Annotated in this window: 16 protein-coding genes; 8 read left to right on the top strand and 8 right to left on the bottom strand. The window is 67.6% G+C overall.

The window, feature by feature from the left end; genetic code table 11:
* Positions 1-4 precede the first annotated feature (4 nt).
* Positions 5-1756, bottom strand: coding sequence for a protein kinase domain-containing protein (locus AC5RVV_RS00405; RefSeq protein WP_493999491.1), 1752 nt, complete (start codon positions 1754-1756; stop codon positions 5-7).
* A gap of 104 nt (positions 1757-1860) precedes the next feature.
* Between AC5RVV_RS00405 and lipB the strand changes: the two genes are divergently transcribed.
* The 3 genes from lipB to AC5RVV_RS00390 all read left to right on the top strand — a co-directional run bounded on the left by lipB (position 1861) and on the right by AC5RVV_RS00390 (position 4437).
* Positions 1861-2577 (top strand): lipoyl(octanoyl) transferase LipB, encoded by a 717-nt coding sequence (lipB, locus tag AC5RVV_RS00400; protein ID WP_493999490.1) that lies wholly within the window; start codon positions 1861-1863, stop codon positions 2575-2577.
* The gene (gene lipA, locus AC5RVV_RS00395) at positions 2574-3578 is read left to right on the top strand and encodes a lipoyl synthase (RefSeq protein WP_493999489.1); all 1005 of its coding nucleotides are present in this window, start codon (positions 2574-2576) and stop codon (positions 3576-3578) included. The genes lipB and lipA overlap by 4 nt, the downstream gene beginning before the upstream one ends.
* A gap of 103 nt (positions 3579-3681) precedes the next feature.
* Positions 3682-4437: a DUF4191 domain-containing protein gene (locus AC5RVV_RS00390; protein ID WP_493999488.1), complete on the top strand. Its 756-nt coding sequence runs from the start codon at positions 3682-3684 to the stop codon at positions 4435-4437.
* A gap of 158 nt (positions 4438-4595) precedes the next feature.
* On the opposite strand, the gene AC5RVV_RS00385 is transcribed toward AC5RVV_RS00390, so the two are convergent.
* On the bottom strand, positions 4596-5033 hold the full coding sequence (locus AC5RVV_RS00385) for an RDD family protein (RefSeq protein ID WP_493999487.1): 438 nt from the start codon (positions 5031-5033) through the stop codon (positions 4596-4598).
* 232 nt (positions 5034-5265) lie between these two features.
* Here AC5RVV_RS00385 and glnA point away from each other — a divergent pair, with 232 nt between their 5' ends.
* Positions 5266-6690, top strand: coding sequence for a type I glutamate--ammonia ligase (gene glnA / locus AC5RVV_RS00380; RefSeq protein ID WP_493967363.1), 1425 nt, complete (start codon positions 5266-5268; stop codon positions 6688-6690).
* Positions 6691-7835: 1145 nt separating this feature from the next.
* On the top strand, positions 7836-8033 hold the full coding sequence (locus AC5RVV_RS00375; protein WP_493999486.1) for a hypothetical protein: 198 nt from the start codon (positions 7836-7838) through the stop codon (positions 8031-8033).
* Between the two features lie 70 nt (positions 8034-8103).
* Here AC5RVV_RS00375 and AC5RVV_RS00370 read toward each other — a convergent pair whose 3' ends face one another.
* The 5 genes from AC5RVV_RS00370 to AC5RVV_RS00350 form a co-directional block, all read right to left on the bottom strand.
* The gene (locus tag AC5RVV_RS00370) at positions 8104-8436 is read right to left on the bottom strand and encodes a cupin domain-containing protein (RefSeq protein ID WP_493977940.1); all 333 of its coding nucleotides are present in this window, start codon (positions 8434-8436) and stop codon (positions 8104-8106) included.
* A gap of 139 nt (positions 8437-8575) precedes the next feature.
* Positions 8576-9304 (bottom strand): amino acid ABC transporter ATP-binding protein, encoded by a 729-nt coding sequence (locus AC5RVV_RS00365; RefSeq protein ID WP_493999485.1) that lies wholly within the window; start codon positions 9302-9304, stop codon positions 8576-8578.
* Positions 9301-10767: an amino acid ABC transporter substrate-binding protein/permease gene (locus AC5RVV_RS00360; RefSeq protein WP_493999484.1), complete on the bottom strand. Its 1467-nt coding sequence runs from the start codon at positions 10765-10767 to the stop codon at positions 9301-9303. Before AC5RVV_RS00360 ends, AC5RVV_RS00365 begins: the two co-directional genes overlap by 4 nt.
* 117 nt (positions 10768-10884) lie before the next feature.
* On the bottom strand, positions 10885-13902 hold the full coding sequence (locus tag AC5RVV_RS00355) for a bifunctional [glutamine synthetase] adenylyltransferase/[glutamine synthetase]-adenylyl-L-tyrosine phosphorylase (protein WP_493999483.1): 3018 nt from the start codon (positions 13900-13902) through the stop codon (positions 10885-10887).
* A 9-nt stretch (positions 13903-13911) separates the two neighbouring features.
* Positions 13912-15252, bottom strand: a complete 1341-nt coding sequence (locus tag AC5RVV_RS00350; RefSeq protein WP_493977944.1) for a glutamine synthetase family protein — start codon at positions 15250-15252, stop codon at positions 13912-13914.
* A gap of 168 nt (positions 15253-15420) precedes the next feature.
* Between AC5RVV_RS00350 and panB the strand changes: the two genes are divergently transcribed.
* Positions 15421-16293 carry a 3-methyl-2-oxobutanoate hydroxymethyltransferase gene (panB, locus tag AC5RVV_RS00345; protein ID WP_493999482.1) on the top strand — a complete coding sequence of 291 codons (873 nt, stop codon included), beginning with the start codon at positions 15421-15423 and terminating at the stop codon, positions 16291-16293.
* A gap of 53 nt (positions 16294-16346) precedes the next feature.
* Here the strand turns inward: panB and AC5RVV_RS00340 are convergent, their stop codons facing one another.
* Positions 16347-16586: an SPOR domain-containing protein gene (locus AC5RVV_RS00340; protein WP_493999481.1), complete on the bottom strand. Its 240-nt coding sequence runs from the start codon at positions 16584-16586 to the stop codon at positions 16347-16349.
* A 16-nt stretch (positions 16587-16602) separates the two neighbouring features.
* Between AC5RVV_RS00340 and map the strand changes: the two genes are divergently transcribed.
* Complete coding sequence (gene map, locus AC5RVV_RS00335) at positions 16603-17481, top strand: type I methionyl aminopeptidase (RefSeq protein WP_493999480.1); 879 nt, start codon at positions 16603-16605, stop codon at positions 17479-17481.
* Between the two features lie 107 nt (positions 17482-17588).
* Positions 17589-18389 (top strand): polyphosphate--glucose phosphotransferase, encoded by an 801-nt coding sequence (gene ppgK, locus AC5RVV_RS00330; RefSeq protein ID WP_493978006.1) that lies wholly within the window; start codon positions 17589-17591, stop codon positions 18387-18389.
* Positions 18390-18430: the final 41 nt, after the last annotated feature.

Here is an 18430-nt window from a genome sequence, read left to right as displayed (position 1 = left end):
GATCTTAGTCACGGCCTGTGCGGGCCCCGGGGTCATCCGAGCGGCGGGGCGCCTCGCGGACTGACTGGATCAGCCAGCCGGCGTCCCGCCTCACCATCTCAAGTTGGACCCGTTGCACGCTGGGTTCGGCGCGTCGTCCCAGCACGCTGCCGTCGGCGGCCACCTGCCGGTACGCCGACGTGCTGACGGTCGCGGCCACCCATTCCTGTGGCCCTCCGCTTGGTGGCGTTGGATCCACGGTTACCGCCTCCACCGTGGTTTCCAGCCCGTCGAGCCAGCTGCCGGAGCCTGCCAGTGCCGCGATGATGCCCCGGTCCGTGTCCATGACGGCCGTGCCGGGCACATTGACCCGGTTGAGCAGCGTTGCGTCGCGGGTCCTGACGGCCTCGGTGCGCAACCAGGCCAGGGCGGGCAGGGCCGCCGCGGCATCGCCGCCCCGCAGCGCCCGTTCCAGTTCCGCCGGCAGTACCCGGGCTTCGGGAGGAGCCGGGGGCTGCCCTTCGCGCTGCGCCGTGGACACCTGTTGCACGGACCGGTCACGGCCGGGCGATGAGACCGCATCCGGAACGCTCGGCGGAGCAGGCGTTACGTTGCCGGCCAGGGCGAACAGGATGCCCGCTGCCGCCGCAGCCGCGGCGACCGCCAGCCCGGCCCTGGCCCGCCGGCCGGGGGTGGGCCGGGCACCGCCTCCGCGGCCGGCCCCAACCTGCGGCCGCGGAAACGGTGGCAGCAGTCCCCTGTTCCGGCAGCCGGCGGCCTTACCCGCCGCCTGCCGCCGGGTCAGCAACTGGCTGGCAACGGAAGGATGCGCCGACGCCGTCAAATCCAGGGCCTCCGGCTTTGCGGCCCGAATCGCCCGGCGGGCGAACTCCGCCGCCGAGGGGCGCTCCCCTGCACGCTCGGCCAGTCCGTCTTCCAGGAGGGCCACCAGGTCATCGGGCACCTCGGGCACCAATGCCGCCAGTGGCGGCCGCTGCGCGGTGGCACCGGGCACCCGGCCGGTGAGCGCGAACCAGCCGATGGCTGCCAGCGCATAAATGTCCGCTTCGGGATCCAGCCGGCCGCCGCCGGACCCGCTGCGCGGTGCCCCGAACCCCGGCGTGCCCGCCGCCGGCGGGCGGTTACTGCCCAGCGCGCGGGCGACCCCCAGGTCGGCCAGCATCGGCTTGCCCACCGCGGTGAACAACACGTTGCCGGGCGATACGTCCCCGTGCACGGTCCCGGTCCCGTGCAGGTAATCCAGGGCCTGTGCTACCGGAGTCAGAATCGTCACGGCCTCGCCCACGGCCAGCGGGCCGCGGGCGGCGACGAGTGCCGCGAGCGAGCCGCCGGCAGCATATTCCAGCAGCAGCCCGGGCCCGCGGTCGGTCGCCACGTGACCGTGAGCGGGCAGCAGGTGCTCATGCCGCGCCCCCGCCAACAGGGCAAGTTCATGGTCGGCGGCAGCGGCGGCCGCGGCCCCCGGTTGCCCCTCCGCGGCAACCGCCCAGGGAGCGGGCTCGCCCTCATCGGCGGCGGATACGTGCCGGGCAGGGCGCCGCCCCGGCGGCGGGCCTCCGCCGTCGTCGGAGGAGGAAGCAGGCGGCGCAGACAGCACCTTCAGGGCATACTCCGTTCCGGTCAGCGCCTCGCGGACCAGCCATACCGAGGCCGAGGCGCCGCTGCCCAGCCACCGCTGCACGTGCAGCCCCGGCGCCGCCGGGCGCGGCGGTTCCTGCTCCACGGAGGCCGCCCCGGGTGTCTGCCCATCTTCCATGGACCACTTGTACTCCGTTTGGCCGCGGGGTGCAGGAGTTATCCACAGCAATTGCGGCGTTACACAAATAGCAGTGCCCGGCCCCCGGAGCGTAGTCTTGCTGAATGGCTCTTGAGTTTTCTCGGCTGGGCTTCGCCCCTGACTACGTCGATTATGAAGAAGGCTGGGCGCTGCAGCGCAAGCTGCACGCCGAAGTCGTGGCGGGCACGGCGCCCAGCACCGTGCTGTTGCTGGAGCACAGCGCCGTCTACACCGCCGGCAAGCGGACCGAAGACCATGAGCGGCCGCTGGACGGCACCCCCGTGGTCAGCGTGGATCGTGGCGGCAAACTGACCTGGCACGGCCCCGGCCAGCTGGTGGGTTACCCCATCGTGGCTCTCCCGGATCCCACCCGGGTGGCCGACTACGTTGACATCCTCGAGCAGGTCCTGATTAACGTGCTCGCCGGTTACGGCGTGGCCGGCACCAGGATGGAGGGCCGCTCCGGCGTCTGGATCGAGGCCGACGAGCGCGGTCCGGCCCGCAAGATCGCCGCCATCGGCATCCGCGTGAACCGCCGGGTAACCATGCACGGCTTCGCGCTCAATTGCCGGAACGACCTGGCACCCTACAGCCAGATCATTGCCTGCGGCATTACCGACGCCGGCACCACCACCATCCAGGCCGAGACCGGGCTGGACGTGGCTCCGGCCGACATCGCAGACCGGGTGGAGGAAGAACTCCGCTCGTTCGAGACATCCCTGGTCAAGGCCGGCACTCCCGGCCCCGCGGCCACCGACACCGACACTGGCCACCGCCAGACCGAAGGAGCCCTGTTGTGACGCTCGCCCCTGAAGGACGCCGCCTGCTGCGCGTCGAGGCCCGCAATGCAGCCACCCCCGTGGAGCGCAAGCCGGACTGGATCAAAGCCAAGGTCAACATGGGCCCCGAGTACGTGGGCATGAAGAACCTGGTCAAGAAGGAGGGGCTGCACACCGTCTGCGAAGAGGCAGGCTGCCCCAATATTTTCGAATGCTGGGAAGACCGCGAGGCGACGTTCCTGATCGGCGGCTCCGAGTGCACGCGCCGCTGCGACTTTTGCCAGATCCACACGGGAAAGCCCTCGCCCGTTGACATCCTGGAACCCACCAAGGTGGCCCAGTCGGTCCAGCAGATGAACCTGCGCTATGCCACCGTCACCGGCGTGGCCCGCGACGACCTGGCCGACGAGGGCGTGTGGCTCTACGCCGAGACCATCCGGAAGATCCACGAACTCAACCCCGGCACCGGCGTCGAAATCCTGATTCCGGACTTCTCCGGAAAGCCCGAACACATCACGGCCATCTGCGACGCCAAACCGGAGGTGTTCGCGCACAACGTGGAAACCGTGCCCCGGATCTTCAAGCGCATCCGGCCGGCCTTCCGCTATGAGCGTTCGCTCGATGTCATCACGCAGGGCCGCGACCAGGGCATGGTGACCAAGTCCAACCTGATCCTGGGCATGGGCGAAACGCGCGAAGAAATCTCCGAGGCGCTGCGCGATCTGCACGCCGCCGGCTGCGACCTGGTGACCATCACCCAGTACCTGCGCCCGACCGAACGCCACCACCCGGTGGAGCGCTGGGTGAAGCCGGAGGAATTCGTGGAACTGAGCCAGGAGGCCGAGGAGATCGGCTTCCTGGGCGTGATGAGCGGGCCGCTGGTGCGCTCGTCCTACCGCGCCAGCCGCCTCTGGGCCACCGCGATGCGCAAGAAGGGCCTGGAGCTTCCGCCCCAGCTCGCCCATATCGGCGAGTCCGGCAGCACCCGCCAGGAAGCCGCCACGCTGATTGCAGCCCGGTAGCTGAACCGCCGGAACCGCGGTCCGGGAGCCTGCCGGCTGCCGGGCCGCTGCCGTGTCCGCGTCCGGCACGAGTGCCTCCTCCGTCACGATAGAATTGGACATTATGGCCCATAGCACCGATTCCGACGCCCCGAAGCGGGGTCTCTTCTCACGCAAGCCCAAGGCTGGGAAACCGTCCAAAGCCAACAAGCAGCCCGGCCGGCTGAAGCAGATCGGCCAGGTCTTCCGGATGACCCGGCGCAACGACCCGAACGTTGTCTGGTTCATGCTGCTGGCCTTCCTCGGCATCGTCGCCGTCGGCCTGATCATCGGCCTGCTGATCAACAACTGGGTCACGCTGCTGATCATCTCCATCCCGCTGGGCCTGCTGGCCGCCACCTTCATCCTGTCGCGGCGCGCCGAACGTGCGGCGTTCTCGCAGATCGAGGGCCAGCCCGGTGCTTCCGGCGCGGCCCTCAGCGTGCTGCGCCGCGGCTGGATCCTGCAGGACCAGCCGGTGGCCGTGAACCCGCGCACCCAGGACGCCGTCTTCCGCGCCGTGGGCCGCCCCGGCATTGTGCTGGTCACCGAGGGCCCCTCGCACCGCGTGCGGCAGCTGGTCGAGTCGGAGCGGCGCAGGCTTCGCCGCATTCTGCCCAATGTCACGATCCATGTGATCGAGACCGGCCGCGGCGAAGGCCAGGTGGAGCTGAGCAAGGTTGCCAAGACCGTGCAGAAGCTCAAGAAGGAACTGACCAAACAGGAAGTCAGCGCCGTGGACAAGCGCCTGTCGGCCCTGGGCAGCAACAAGCTCCCCATCCCCAAGGGCGTGGATCCGTTCAAGGCCCGCCCGGACCGCAAGGCCATGCGCGGCCGCTGAGCGTCCCGCCCGTTAAACCCGAAAGGCTGCCGGTTTCACCGGCAGCCTTTCGGGTTTAACGCATCGCGCCAGACAGCAGGCTTGAGGCCTGCAGTGAGGCGCCGGCTCAGCGGGGCGCCAGGACGGTGGTGCTCACGGCACGATCGAGGAACGCCGTCTCAGCGGCGCACCAGGACGGTGCCCATGGCACGATCGTGGAACCCGCGCTGGTCGGGGTCGAAAATAACCGCCGGAATCACCAGGCACAGGAGGACGGTGCGCACGACGGCGGCCAGCAGGCCTGGGGCGGAGCCGTCGAGTTTGCGCACGTGGATGCCGAGCAGTCGGTGGCCGAAACTGTAGCCGAGCGTGCCCACCAGCAGCAGCTGCTCGACGGCGAACACACCCAGGATGGCCAGCTGGCTGCCGCCCAGGAAGGCGTTCGCGATCGCGTAGCACAGGAGCCAGTCAATGAGCAGCGCCACGAACCGGCGCCCCGGACGCGCGATCGAGCCGGGCCCGGATTGCGGGAGCCCGAGCCGCTGCCCGGGCCATTTCTGGATGTTGGACTGCGGGGGGCCTTCAAGCCAGGAACCAAGATCGCGTCTGCTTACCACCCCTCAAGTTTACCGGTCCCGCCTGTAACGGGGTTTCCCCGGGGGCGGCCGGAGTTCCCGCCGGTAAAGCGTGAAGGCCACTGACGGTAAACTTGCAGTGCACATCGATTTCGTAACCTGCCCGAAACACTTGCGACACTGTCGGGAAATTCCCTGCTCCTATTGTTGTAACTGTTGCCGGCCCCGTACAGCGGAGGCAGGTTCCCCCAGAATGCGTAAGGAGCATGACCCGATGTTCAAGAATGCGGACGAGGTCCTCAAGTACATCGCCGACGAAGACGTTAAGTTCGTCGATATCCGTTTCACCGATCTGCCCGGCGTCCAGCAGCACTTCAACGTGCCGGCCAAGACCGTTGACGCGGACTTCTTCGTGAACGGCCAACTCTTCGACGGCTCCTCGATCCGCGGCTTCCAAGGCATCGCCGAGTCCGACATGCAGCTGATCCCGGATGTTTCGACCGCCTTCATCGATCCGTTCCGCGTCGAGAAGACGCTGGCGCTGAACTTCTCCATCGTGAACCCGCGCACCGGTGACCCCTACCACCGCGACCCCCGCGGCGTGGCCGAGCGCGCCGAGGCGTACCTGGCCTCCACCGGCATCGCCGACACCGCGTTCTTCGCCCCGGAAGCCGAATTCTTTATTTTCGACGACGTCCGCTACCAGTCCAGCCCCGAGCATTCCTTCTACAGGGTGGACTCGGTCGAGGCGTACTGGAACTCCGGGAAGCGGGAAGAAGGCGGGAACCAGGGGTACAAGACCCCGGTCAAGGGCGGCTACTTCCCGGTGGCCCCCACCGACAAGCAGGCGGACCTGCGCGACGCGATCTGCGTGGAGCTGGACGCCGTCGGCCTCGAGGTCGAGCGCTCCCACCACGAGGTCGGCGCCGCCGGCCAGGCCGAGATCAACTACAAGTTCAGCACGCTGACGCACGCGGCCGACGATTTGCTGAAGTTCAAGTACATCGTCAAAAACGTCGCCGACGCCTGGGGCAAGTCCGCCACGTTCATGCCCAAGCCCGTGTTCGGCGACAACGGCTCCGGCATGCACTGCCACCAGTCGCTCTGGACCGGCGGGCAGCCGCTGTTCTACGACGAGAAGGGCTACGCCGGCCTCTCCGACACCGCCCGCTGGTACATCGGCGGCCTGCTCAAGCATGCTTCCGCTGTGCTGGCGTTCACCAACCCGACGGTCAACTCCTACCGCCGACTGGTCAAGGGCTTCGAGGCCCCGGTGAACATGGTTTACTCGCAGGGCAACCGGTCGGCCGGCATCCGCATCCCGATCACCGGCTCCAACCCGAAGGCCAAGCGCATCGAGTTCCGCGCTCCGGACCCCAGCTCCAACCCCTACCTGGCCTTCGCCGCGCAGCTGATGGCGGGCCTGGACGGCATCAAGAACCGAATCGAGCCGGCCGACCCGATCGACAAGGACCTGTACGAGCTGCCCGCCGAGGAAGCCAAGGACATTCAGAAGGCTCCGGGTTCGCTGGAGGAAGCGCTCGAGGCACTGGAGGCGGACAACGAGTTCCTGCAGGCCGGCGGTGTCTTCACCCAGGACCTGATCGACACCTGGATCGCCTACAAGCGCGAAGAGGAAATTGCGCCGCTGGCCGCCCGCCCGAACCCGTACGAATTCGAGCTCTACTACGGCTGCTAGCTAGATTCCGCGGTTAAACGCGGGCTAGTCCGCACAGAGTCCGCACGAGCTGCCAACACTTCGGTGACAGCAGCACGTGCGGACTCTTCTTTGTCCGGAAACATCTGCGCATAGGCGTGTCGCGCGTCGTCTTGGCTTTGCACCGCTGATGACCTTTACGCCGACCCCGGAGGCGATCAACAGTGAGGCGTAGTCGTGCCGCAGGCCTGGTTAATGCTGCCGTTTTCTGCGAAATTGCGTATGCGTCAATCTCGGTTGCGATGAAGCGCCAAACATGACCAAGCTTCCATGCTCAGGGGATCCACCAGCACGTGCCCGCATGGTCGCTCGGGTCATCAATTTTTCGGTCGGATCTCGTCCCGCAATTGCCTGAGACTCCGCTCGTTGTGTCGGGCTACAAAGCCAAGCAAGCCACCCGGATTTAAAAACGCCGCGATCGGCGTGGTCCGGATCTTCCCATCTGCCCCTTCCCACACGAGCAGAGAGCTCATGGTGATGTCCCGGACTGCGGACCGCGGGACCGTCCGATCCCGAAAGACTCCGAACACCGTTAGATCTGCGGCGGATACTTGCACACCCAACCGCCAGTTTCGCCAACCAGCGAACAGCAGGGCGCACATAAGCAGCACAAACAACATGACATCTGGTACCGACCCGAAGGGGTGATCCCCCACGCGTCCAGATGATGAGTCAGGACCGGCTTTGGTCTCGAAGAAGAGCACTATCAGAAACAGCAACGTACCCGCGAAAAGGGCTATCCGCGAGATCAATAGGGGACGCAGCATTAGTGTGGGTCCCAACATGTGCCCGCTTACCTCGTGCCCTCGCTGATTTCCTTCGATACCTCAGCAGGATACATGGCGTCTTTAGGGCGGCCGACACTAACACGAGGCGCTCGGCACGAAACTGCGGTCCAGTGCAGTCGCCTTTTATCTCGGTGGCGCCGGACCGTACTCGCTGACGCCGAGTGCAACCGTAATGCTCAGGGCGCTCGATTGCACTGTTCAGCAGATCATTGAGCCGCGCCATCTCGGCCCGCGCTTCTAAAAGTGTCGACCACAGGTCGATAGCCTCTTCGCCCCACTACTTTCTGATGGCAGCTGAGAGCCTCGGCTGTGACCGCGAGGCGTGGCAAAATGAAGCCCATGGGCGAAAGCGGGGAGCCCGCACCTCAGGGCCGCACGCCGCGACCGGTCAGGGCCGCGCTCATCGGCGCTGCCGTAACCTTCCTGGTGTTCCTGGTCATCCTGCGCGTCGGAGTCGCCTATTCGCTGGTGCTGACGGCCACCGCGCTGCTGTTCGCGGGAGTGGTGGCAATCATCCGCAGCGCGCTGCGCAGGTAACGCGCGACGCGCTGTGCGGGCAAGGCCCGAGGCGCCGCTCAACTGTCCCGGTGGGTCCCGGCGGCGCCGTTCAGCTGTCCCGGCGTGTCTCGGTGACGGCTGTCAGCAGGAACACCGAGTCCTCGGACGCCTCCACCGAGTGCCGCTCCTGCGGGATCACGGCGAGCTGGTTCTGGTTGACGGCCATGCGGCCGGACGCGGACACCACGGTGACCGCCCCTTCCAGGACCAGCAGCGTGCCGGCCAGCGGGGCGTTGTGCTCCCCCAGCTCCGCCCCGGCCTTCAAGGCCAACACCGTCTGGCGCAGCGGACCGTCCTGGGCCACCAAGGCGGCACTGCGGCCGTGCGGCGCTCCGACGGCCACGGCCAGGTGTTCGCGTCCAAGCACATCGATGTCGGTCATGTCCGGCGCCTCCTTCGGTTGGGTTCCGGCCTCAGCCTAGCCCGGCGCCCTGTTCCCGGCCACACACCTACAGGGCGGGGCCCGACGGCGGCGCGCCCCCGCGGATCGGAGGGCACCGCCGTCGGCCGGTCAGAGGACCTCAGAGGACCTTGGCCAGGAAGTCCTGGGTACGTGCCTGCTGCGGGGCGCCGAAGAGTGCCTCCGGGCTGCCTTCCTCCACGATGTTGCCGTCGGCCATGAAGATGACGCGGTCCGAGACTTCGCGGGCGAAGCCCATCTCGTGGGTGACCACCACCATGGTCATGCCTTCCGCCGCCAGATCCTTGATGACCTGCAGCACCTCCCCCACCATCTCCGGGTCCAGGGCGCTGGTGGCCTCGTCGAAGAGCATGATGTCGGGGTTCATGGCCAGTGCCCGCGCGATGGCCACGCGCTGCTTCTGTCCGCCGGAGAGCTGGGCCGGGCGGGCGTCGGCCTTCTCGGACAGCCCGACCCTCTCCAGCAGCTCCAAAGCCTTGCTGCGTGCTTCGGCCTTGCCGAGCTTCTTGAGCTCCACCGGGGCCAGCATGATGTTCTCCAACACGGACTTGTGCGGGAACAGGTTGAAGTGCTGGAAGACCATGCCGATGTGCTGGCGTACCTTGTCCAGGTCGACCTTCGGGTCGGTCAGGTCGAAACCGTCGACCACCACGGTTCCCCCGCTGATGTCCTCCAGCTTGTTCAGGCAGCGCAGGAAGGTCGACTTGCCGGAGCCGGACGGCCCGATCACGCAGACGACTTCGCCTTCGGCCACCTCGACGTCGAGGCCCTTGAGGACCTCGTTGCTGCCAAAGCTTTTTCTGAGTCCGGCGACGTGAATCTTGCTCACTTGTTAAACCTCTTATCCAGGATGTTGGAAAGCTTGATCAGCGCGGTGATCACCACGAAGTACAGCGCCGCCACGATCAGCAGGGTTTCGCCGGTGCGGAAGTTGGACGCGTAGATCTGCTGGCCCTGGTAGGTCAGTTCGGCGAAACCGATGACCGCGAGCAGGGAGCTGTCCTTGAGCGTGATGACGAACTGGTTGATGAAGCTGGGAGTCATGATCTTGACCGCCTGCGGGATCACGACCTTCTGCATGGACTTGACGTAGCCCAGGCCCAGGCTGCGGCTGGCTTCCATCTGGCCGGGATCCACGGACTGGATGCCGCCGCGGACGATCTCCGTCATGTAGGCGCCGGCGTTCAGGCTCAGCGTCAGCACGCCGGCGGTGAGGACGTCGATCGGCGCCCCGGTCAGCTGCGGCAGGCCGAAGTAGAAGAAGAACGCCTGGACCAGCAACGGCGTGCCGCGGAAGATGCCCACGTAGGTGGTCGCGATCCCGCGCAGCACGATCCGGTGGGATACCTTCAGGAATCCGAAGGCGACGCCCAGGACCAGGGCGATGAGGATGGACAGCGCCGTGGCGAACAGCGTGAGTCCCAGGCCCTTCATCAGGGCGGGGAGGCTGTCGGTCAGCAGCTGCCAGAAGCTGCTCTTCCCGGCGGTCTCCGGCGAGGCGAGGTACTTGTCCAGGATCTGCTGGTATTCGCCGCTGGCCTTGAGCTCGGCCAGGCCGGCGTTGAAGGCCGCGATCAGTTCGGGGTTCTGGTCCTTGTTGACCGCGAAGCCGTAGGAACTTCCGCGTTCCTTCTCCGTGACGGCCTTCAGCCCGTTGTTTTGGGCGATGCCGTAGGCCAGCACCGGGTAGTCGTCGAAGACTGCCACGGAGTTGCCCGCCTTGACGTCGTCGTACATGGTGGCCGACTGGTCCAGCGGCTTGACCGTGAAACCGTACTCTTCGGCAATGGAGTCGGCGAAGGCTTCACCCTCGCTGCCGCGCTTGACCGCGACCGTCTCGCCCGCGAGGTCCTCGTAAGAGGTGATCTCGTTGTTGCTCTGCGCCACGGCCATCTGCACACCCGAGTCGAAGTACGGGTCGGAGAAGTCGAAGACCTGCCGGCGCTCGTCCGTGATGGACATGCCGGCGATGACTCCATCCACCTGGTTGGACTGCAGCGCCTGCAGCGCGGCGTCGAACCCGAGCGACCGGATTTCCACCTCGAAACCCTGGTTCTCGGCGATCGCCCGCAGCAGGTCCATGTCGATGCCGACCAGTTCGCCGCCCTGGCGGAACTCGAAGGGGGCGAACGTCGTGTCGGTACCGATGACGTAGCTCTTGCCGCTGGCGCTCTGCGGCGCCTGGGCCGCGGCCGCGGCCGCGTTGCCGCCGAAGACCAGCGAGAGCACCGCCAGCAGTCCGGTCAGGGCCAGCAGGCGCCGTCCCAGCCCGGTGCGTTGGAGGGTGTGCAAACTAAACAGCTCCTAGATTTGTTCTCAGGGCACGCCTGTACAGCCTGTGCAAGGCGCAAAAGATCCTCATTGAGGGTACAGACCGGTGACCGGCAGCACCACTTGGCGTCGGGGAGGCTAGGTGCCGTAACCGTAGAAGTAGCGCTCGAAGATGGCCCGGGCGCGGCGGGTCAGGCGCAGGTAGTCTTCCTCGATCGCCGCAGCGTTCCCGGGCTCGTAACCGCACCAACGTGCCACCGCTTCGAGGTCCCGGCGCGAGGCCGGCAGCACGTCCGAGTTCTTGCCCGCCCAGATCACATTGGCCGACCGGATCCGGGTGGCAAGGCTCCAGCTTCGCCCGAGGGCGGCGGCGTCCTCGCCGGGCAGCAGCCCGGCGGCTGCGATGGCGGAGAGCGCTTCGAGCGTGTTGGTGGTGCGCAGCTCCGGGAGCTTCCGGGCGTGCCCCAGCTGCAGCAGCTGGACCAGCCACTCCACGTCGCTGAGTCCCCCGCGGCCCAGCTTCAGATGGCGGGCCGGATCGGCGCCGCGCGGGAGCCGCTCCGATTCCACCCGCGCCTTGATCCGGCGGATTTCGCGCACCTGATCGCTTCCCAGCCCCTCCGGGTAGCGGATCGGATCCACGAGCGCGATGAACTCGTCCGCCAGGTTGTCGTCGCCGGCCATCGGGCGGGCGCGCAGCAAGGCCTGCGCCTCCCAGACCAGGGACCAGCGTTGGTAATACTCGCGGTAGGAGTCCAGCGAGCGCACCATGGGCCCGTTCTTGCCTTCCGGCCGCAGCGCCGCATCCACTTCGAGCACCCGTTCGGCCAGCACCGGGGGTGTGCAGGGCTGCTTCAGGAGGGAAGAGATCCGCGTGACGATGCGCTCCGCCTGTTGCTGGGCCAGGCCGGGGTCGGCCCCCGGCAAGGGCCGGTGCACGTACATGACGTCGGCATCCGAGCCGTAGCTGATCTCCCGTCCGCCCTGCCGGCCCATGGCCACCACCAGCAGGGCCGTCAGCCGTTCCTCGGACTCCAGCACGGAGGTTTCCGCGACGTGGAGCGCGCCGAGCACGGCGGCACGGTCGGCGTCCGCCAGTGCGGCGCCGACCTGGGACTGCTCCAGCAGCCCGGAGGAGTCGGCGAGCGCGATGCGCAGCGTTTCCCGGCGCCGGATCAGCCGGATCAGCCGGATGGCCTCCTCGGGCACCGGGTGGCGGGACATCTTGGACCGGATTTCCTGCCACTGGGCGTCGAAGCTGAGCGGTACGAGGTCCTTGTCGGTGCCCAGCCAGGCCGTGGACTCCGGCGAGACCTCCAGCAGGTCCGTGATGAAGCGGCTGCTGGAAAGAATGTGGCACAGGCGTTCGGCGGCCGAGCTCGAGTCCCGCAGCATGCCCAGGTACCAGTGCGAGTCTCCCAGCCGTTCGCTCAGCCGGCGGAAGCCCAGCAGGCCCGCGTCCGGGTCCACGCCGGAAGCGATCCATTCCAGCAAGACCGGGAGCAGCTGGCGCTGCAGCGACGCCTTCCTGCTGACTCCGCCGGTCAGGGCCTCGATATGACGCATCGCACCCCGCGGATCCTGGTAGCCCAGCGCGGCCAGCCGGCCCTGCGCCGCCTCCGGGGTCAGCCGCACCTCGTCCAGGCTCAGGTTGGAGGCTGCGGCCAGCAGCGGCCGGTAGAAGATGCGTTCGTGCAGCGCCCGCACCCTGCGCTTGGTCTGCTGCCATTTCTCCAGCAGCTCGGCCGGCGCCGGCCGCCTCTCGAGCAGCGCTCCCTGCGCGGCTTTGGCCAGCACGCGCTGTGCCTGCTCGTCGTCGGGCATCAAGTGGGTCCGGCGCAGGTGCACCAACTGGATCCGGTGTTCCAGGACGCGCAGGTACCGGTAGGCCTCATCGAATTCCTGCGCGTCGGCGCGCGAGATGTAGCCCGCGGTGCTCAGCGCCGCGATGGCCGACGTCGTGTCGCGCTGGCGGATGGATTCGTCTACCCGGGCATGCACCAGCTGCAGCAGTTGGACCGTGAATTCGACGTCGCGAAGCCCGCCGCGGCCCAGCTTGATCTGGCGGCCGCGCTCATGGGCCGGGATGTTTTCGGTGACCCGGCGGCGCATCGACTGCACCGACTCGACGAACCCTTCCCGTTCCGACGAGGACCACACCAGCGGCGACACCGCTTCCTCGTACCGGCGGCCCAGCTCGGCGTCCCCGGCCACGGCCCGGGCCTTCAGGAGTGCCTGGAACTCCCAGCTCTGCGCCCAGCGCCGGTAATACGTCAGGTGCGAGTCCAGCGTCCGGACCAGCGGCCCGTCCTTGCCCTCCGGGCGCAGGTTGGCGTCTACTTCCCAGAGCCCGGGTTCCGGGCCGGGTGAGGAGATGGCCCGGGCCGTTCCGCTGGCCAGCGCCGCGCCGATCACCCCGGCCTCGGTGTCGGCGAGCCCGTCGGCCTCGACGACGTACACCACGTCGACGTCGGAAATATAGTTCAGCTCCCCGGCCCCGCACTTGCCCATGCCGATGATGGCCAGCCGCACCGCCGCGACGTCGCCGGCGCCGTAACGTTCCGCTGCTTCGGCCCGGGCCACCGCAAGCCCGGCGTCCAGCGCGGCCGCGGCCAGGTCCGCCAGTTCCCGGGCGGCGTCCGGCAGGAAGTCGACCGGCGAGGCCGCGGAGAGGTCCCGGATCGCCAGTTCGGACAGGTGCCGGCGGTACGTGCTCCGCAGCGCGACGTAGGCGTCCTTGCCCGAAAACGAGGCGACCGGCTGTCCCGACAAGGGGTCCGCCCCGACGGAGCGCAGCAGCGAGCTGCGCAGCCGGGAGGCCGGCACCCGGCCGGGTTCCGGTCCGATGTCCGTGTCGAGGACGTCCAGATGCTCCGGCCGGCGGAGCAGGAAGTCCGCCAGGGCCTCGGAAGCCCCGAGCAGCCGGAACAGGGCTTCGCTGCCGTCGCCGCCCATGTTGATGACGTCCGCCAGGGACGGGTTTTTCTCCAGCAGTCGCACCAGCGACACCAGCGCCTGGTCCGGGTCGGCGCTCACCGCGAACCCGGCCTCCAGCCGCTCCTGGCTGATGCCGGACAATTCCCTGGCCTGCAGGAACCGGGTGCTGCGCTCCAGATCGTGGAATCCTCGGGCGATCAAGCGCCGGTTCGTCAGCACGTGCCCGCCCTAGAGGATTCCGATGTTGCGCTTCAGCTCGTGCGGGGTGACCTGCAGGCGGTAGTCGTGCCACTCGGCCCGCTTGTTGCGCAGGAAAATCTCGTACACCTGTTCGCCCAGGATCCCGGCCACCAACTCCGACTCCTCCATGGTGCGGATGGCGTCATGCAGGCTGGACGGCAACGGGTCAAGGCCCATGGCCCGCCGCTCGGCGGTGCTCAGGCTCCACACGTCGTCCTCGGCGGCCGGCGGCAACTCGTAGCCCTCCTCGATGCCCTTGAGCCCGGCGCCCAGGAGCACCGCGTAGGACAGGTAGGGATTGGCCGCCGAGTCGATGCCCCGGTATTCCACCCGGGCGGACTGGCCCTTGCTCGGCTTGTACAGCGGCACCCGCAGCAGCGCCGACCGGTTGTTGTGGCCCCAGGACACGTAACTGGGGGCCTCTCCCCCGCCCCACAGGCGCTTGTAGGAGTTAACGAACTGGTTGGTGACGGCGGTGAATTCGGGCGCATGGCGCAGGATCCCGGCCATGAACTGGCGCGCCGTCTTGGAGAGCTGGAATTCGGCGCCGGCTTCGAAGAAGGCGTTCGAGTCTCCCTCGAACAGCGAAAAGTGCGTGTGCATGCCGGAACCCGGGTGGTCGGAGAACGGCTTGGGCATGAAGGTTGCGTAGATGCCCTCCATCAACGCCACTTCCTTGACCACCGTGCGGAAGGTCATGATGTTGTCCGCCGTCTGCAGGGCATCGGCGTACCGGAGGTCGATTTCGTTTTGGCCGGGGCCGTCCTCGTGGTGGCTGAACTCCACCGAGATGCCCACGTTTTCCAGCATGGTCACCGCGGTGCGGCGGAAGTCCTGGGCAACACCGCCGGGCACGTGGTCAAAATACCCGGCGTGGTCCACGGGTACCGGGACGCCGTCCGGACCCAGCTGGTCGGACTTGAGCAGGTAGAACTCGATTTCGGGGTGCGTGTAGCAAGTGAAGCCCATCTCCGCGGCCTTGCCCAGCGTCCGCTTGAGGACATTGCGCGGGTCGGCGGTGGACGGTTCGCCGTCGGGGGTGAGCACGTCGCAGAACATCCGCGACGTTTGCTCCGCTTCGCCCCGCCACGGCAAAATCTGGAACGTGGTGGGATCCGGCTGGACCAGCATGTCGGACTCGAAGACCCGGGCCAGTCCTTCAATAGAGGAGCCGTCGAAGCCGAGCCCCTCCTCGAAGGCGCCTTCGACCTCCGCAGGGGCCAGCGCCACGGATTTCAGCGACCCGACGATGTCGGTGAACCAGAGCCGGACAAAGCGCACGTCGCGTTCCTCGATGGTACGGAGGACGAATTCCTGCTGACGGTCCATGTGCTGCCTTTCGCTGTGTCCGGGCCACGGCATCCAAAAACTGCATGCCAAAGCCTGCGGTGGTCTGCTTCCCTTTAGCCTACTGGCAGCACACCCGAAGTTGGCGCCCCGGTAACGCGTCCGCGCCAGAGTGGAGGAAGCGGACGCCTGAGGATTAGGCTCTACCACATGCCCACTTCACAGTCTTCCGGCGCCGAGCAGCCGGCTCCTTACGGCACGCCGGCGGCGGCATCGGCTTCCCGCCCGGCCCGCCGCACCCGCATCCACCACCTGCAGCAGGCCAAGGACGAGGGCCGGCGCTTCGCGATGTTGACGGCGTATGACCAGTACACCGCGGAGATTTTCGACGCCGCCGGCATCGAGGTGCTGCTGATCGGGGACTCGGCGTCCAACAACGTCCTGGGCAACGAGACCTCCCTGCCGATCACCGTGGACGAGATGCTGCCGCTCTGCCGGGCGGTCGCCCGCTCGGCCCGCAGCGCGTTCGTCGTTGCCGACCTGCCCTTCGGCAGCTACGAGGTGTCGCCGGCGCAGGCGGTGGAAACGGCCGTGCGCTTCCTGAAGGAGACCGGCGTCCACGCGGTGAAAATGGAGGGCGGCGCCTACTATGCGGACACCGTCCGGGCCATGGTGCAGGCCGGAGTTCCGGTACTGGCGCATATCGGCTTCACTCCGCAGAGCGAACATGCGCTGGGCGGCTACCGGGTGCAGGGCCGCGGCGACGACGCCGAACGGCTCATCGACGACGCCCTGGCCCTGGAAGCGGCCGGAGCCTTCGCCGTGCTCATGGAGATGGTTCCGGCCGAGGCGGCCGCCAAGGTGGACCAGGCCCTGCGTGTCCCCACGATCGGGATCGGGGCGGGGCCGTCGACCACCGGCCAGGTCCTGGTCTGGCAGGACATGGTCGGCCTGCGCGGCGGCAAGATGGCGAAGTTCGTCAAACAGTATGCGGACGTGCGCACCATCATTTCCGACGCCGCCGCCGCCTTCCGCTCGGACGTCCAGGACGGCGTGTTCCCCGGCCCGGAGCACTCCTTCTAGGCACCCCGTCCTTTGGGTCCGTAAACCCCGCGCCCGGAGCAGGCGCCGGCGGGTCAGTCGTCCTCCGCGTCCCACTCCTCGTTGCGCCGCTGCACCTTTTCCAGTGCGTGCTCGGCCTCTTCGCGGGTCTCGTAGGGGCCGATCAGCTGCGTCCAGTCGGACTGGGCGCCCACTTCCACCTGATGGGTGACCACGTTGTACCAGAAATCCGCCATGCCGGCCTCCTTACGTTGACGGCGCCCGGCAGCGTGCGAAGGCTGTTGCCCCTCCGCTGTCGGGCACCTCTGCAGCACCTATATGATCGATACTATGCCCCACAACGCAGCAACAGCACCCGTCGGAACCCTCGTTCAAGGCACCGTCAGCCCCCCGTTGCCCGTTCCCCCTTCGATCGTCCGGCCCGAGTACGCGTGGAAGCCGGCGCCGGCCAAATTCACCGGCTCGGAGGTCAAGACGCCGGAGACCATCGAGAAAATCCGCGTCGCCGGACGGATCGCCGCACAGGCCATCGTGGAGGTGGGCAAGCACATCGAGCCGGGCGTGACCACCGACGAGTTGGACCGCATCGGGCATGAATTCCTGCTGGACCACGGCGCGTATCCCTCCTGCCTGGGCTATCGCGGCTTCCCCAAATCGATCTGTTCCTCGGTGAATGAAGTGATCTGCCACGGCATTCCGGATACCACCGTGCTGCAGGACGGGGACATCGTCAACATCGATATCACCGCGTACCTGGACGGCGTCCACGGGGACACGAACTACACCTTTTTGGTCGGCGACGTCGATGAAGAGTCCCGCCTGCTGGTCGAGCGCACCCAGGAGTCGCTGCGCCGCGGCATCAAGGCCGTGGCCCCGGGACGGGAGATCAACGTGATCGGCCGGAGCATCGAGTCCTATGCCAGGCGTTTCGGCTACGGCGTGGTCCGCGATTTCACCGGCCACGGCGTCGGCGAGGCCTTCCACACCGGCCTGATCATCCCGCACTACGATGCCGCCCCGGCCTACAGCCGGGCGATCGAGCCGGGCATGGTTTTCACCATCGAGCCCATGCTGACCCTGGGCACGATCGAGTGGGAGATGTGGGATGACAACTGGACGGTCGTCACGAAGGACCGCAGGCGGACCGCCCAGTTCGAGCACACGCTGGTGGTCACCGAGACCGGGGCGGAAATCCTTACCCTCCCCTAGCTTTTCGCAGCCTGACACCGCCGGACACAGCGGGTAGGCTTCCGGTAGTCCGGCGAGGCACGCCGGGTCTCAACGCGCACGGAGGTGGCATGGCGACCGAGGACATCGTGGCCAAGAAGGCAGCCAAGCGGGCGGCCCGGTCGGCGATCGGCATCGATATCGGCGGAACCGGCATCAAGGGCGGCATCGTCGACCTCAAAAAGGGCATCCTGGTCGGCGACCGCATCCGCTATGACACGCCCCGTCCGTCCAGTCCGGAGGCCGTGGCCGACGTCGTCGCGCGCATCGTCAAAGAACTCAGCGCCCGCCCGGAGGGACCGGAATCCGACCGGCCGGTGGGCGTGACATTCCCCGCCATCATCCGCCACGGCATTGCACGGTCGGCGGCCAACGTGGACGAGCGCTGGATCGGGACCGACGTGGACGCGCTGCTCACGCACCGGATGTCCCGCCCCGTCCAGGTGATGAACGACGCCGACGCGGCCGGCCTGGCGGAGGTCCGCTACGGGGCGGGTGCGGGGGTGAAGGGAACCGTGCTGGTCATCACCCTGGGCACGGGCATCGGCTCCGCGTTCATCTTCGACGGCAAGCTGGTCCCGAACGCCGAGCTGGGCCACCTGGAGCTGGACGGGCACGACGCGGAGTCGAAGGCTTCCGCCGTGGCCCGCGAACGCGACGGCTTGGACTGGGCGGAGTACTCGCAGCGCCTGCAGCGGTACTTTTCGCACGTCGAGTTCCTGTTCTCGCCGGAGCTGTTCATCATCGGCGGCGGCATCTCGAAACGCAGCGAGGACTTCCTGCCCCGGCTTCAGCTGGCCACGCCGATCATCCCGGCCCAGCTGCGCAACAACGCCGGCATCGTGGGGGCGGCCCTGCAGGCGGCCCTGCACTTCGGCTTCGCCAAATAGGCCGGCGACCGGGAGGTTGGTGCCGGTGGCGGCCTCGGCTT

This window comes from Arthrobacter sp. MDT2-34-1, from assembly GCF_059091365.1.
The sequence above is the reverse complement of the archived record's forward strand: the minus strand, read 5'-3'. Positions and strand labels throughout refer to the sequence as shown.

Excerpts from the sequence above, each read along its gene's own strand:
- AC5RVV_RS00370 (WP_493977940.1), bottom strand. The coding sequence starts at position 8,436 with ATGACCGACATCGATGTGCTTGGACGCGAACACCTGGCCGTGGCCGTC.
- map (WP_493999480.1), top strand. The coding sequence starts at position 16,603 with ATGCCCCACAACGCAGCAACAGCACCCGTCGGAACCCTCGTTCAAGGC.
- glnA (WP_493967363.1), top strand. The coding sequence starts at position 5,266 with ATGTTCAAGAATGCGGACGAGGTCCTCAAGTACATCGCCGACGAAGAC.
- AC5RVV_RS00350 (WP_493977944.1), bottom strand. The coding sequence starts at position 15,252 with ATGGACCGTCAGCAGGAATTCGTCCTCCGTACCATCGAGGAACGCGAC.
- lipB (WP_493999490.1), top strand. The coding sequence starts at position 1,861 with ATGGCTCTTGAGTTTTCTCGGCTGGGCTTCGCCCCTGACTACGTCGAT.
- AC5RVV_RS00405 (WP_493999491.1), bottom strand. The coding sequence starts at position 1,756 with ATGGAAGATGGGCAGACACCCGGGGCGGCCTCCGTGGAGCAGGAACCG.
- AC5RVV_RS00375 (WP_493999486.1), top strand. The coding sequence starts at position 7,836 with ATGGGCGAAAGCGGGGAGCCCGCACCTCAGGGCCGCACGCCGCGACCG.
- AC5RVV_RS00390 (WP_493999488.1), top strand. The coding sequence starts at position 3,682 with ATGGCCCATAGCACCGATTCCGACGCCCCGAAGCGGGGTCTCTTCTCA.
- panB (WP_493999482.1), top strand. The coding sequence starts at position 15,421 with ATGCCCACTTCACAGTCTTCCGGCGCCGAGCAGCCGGCTCCTTACGGC.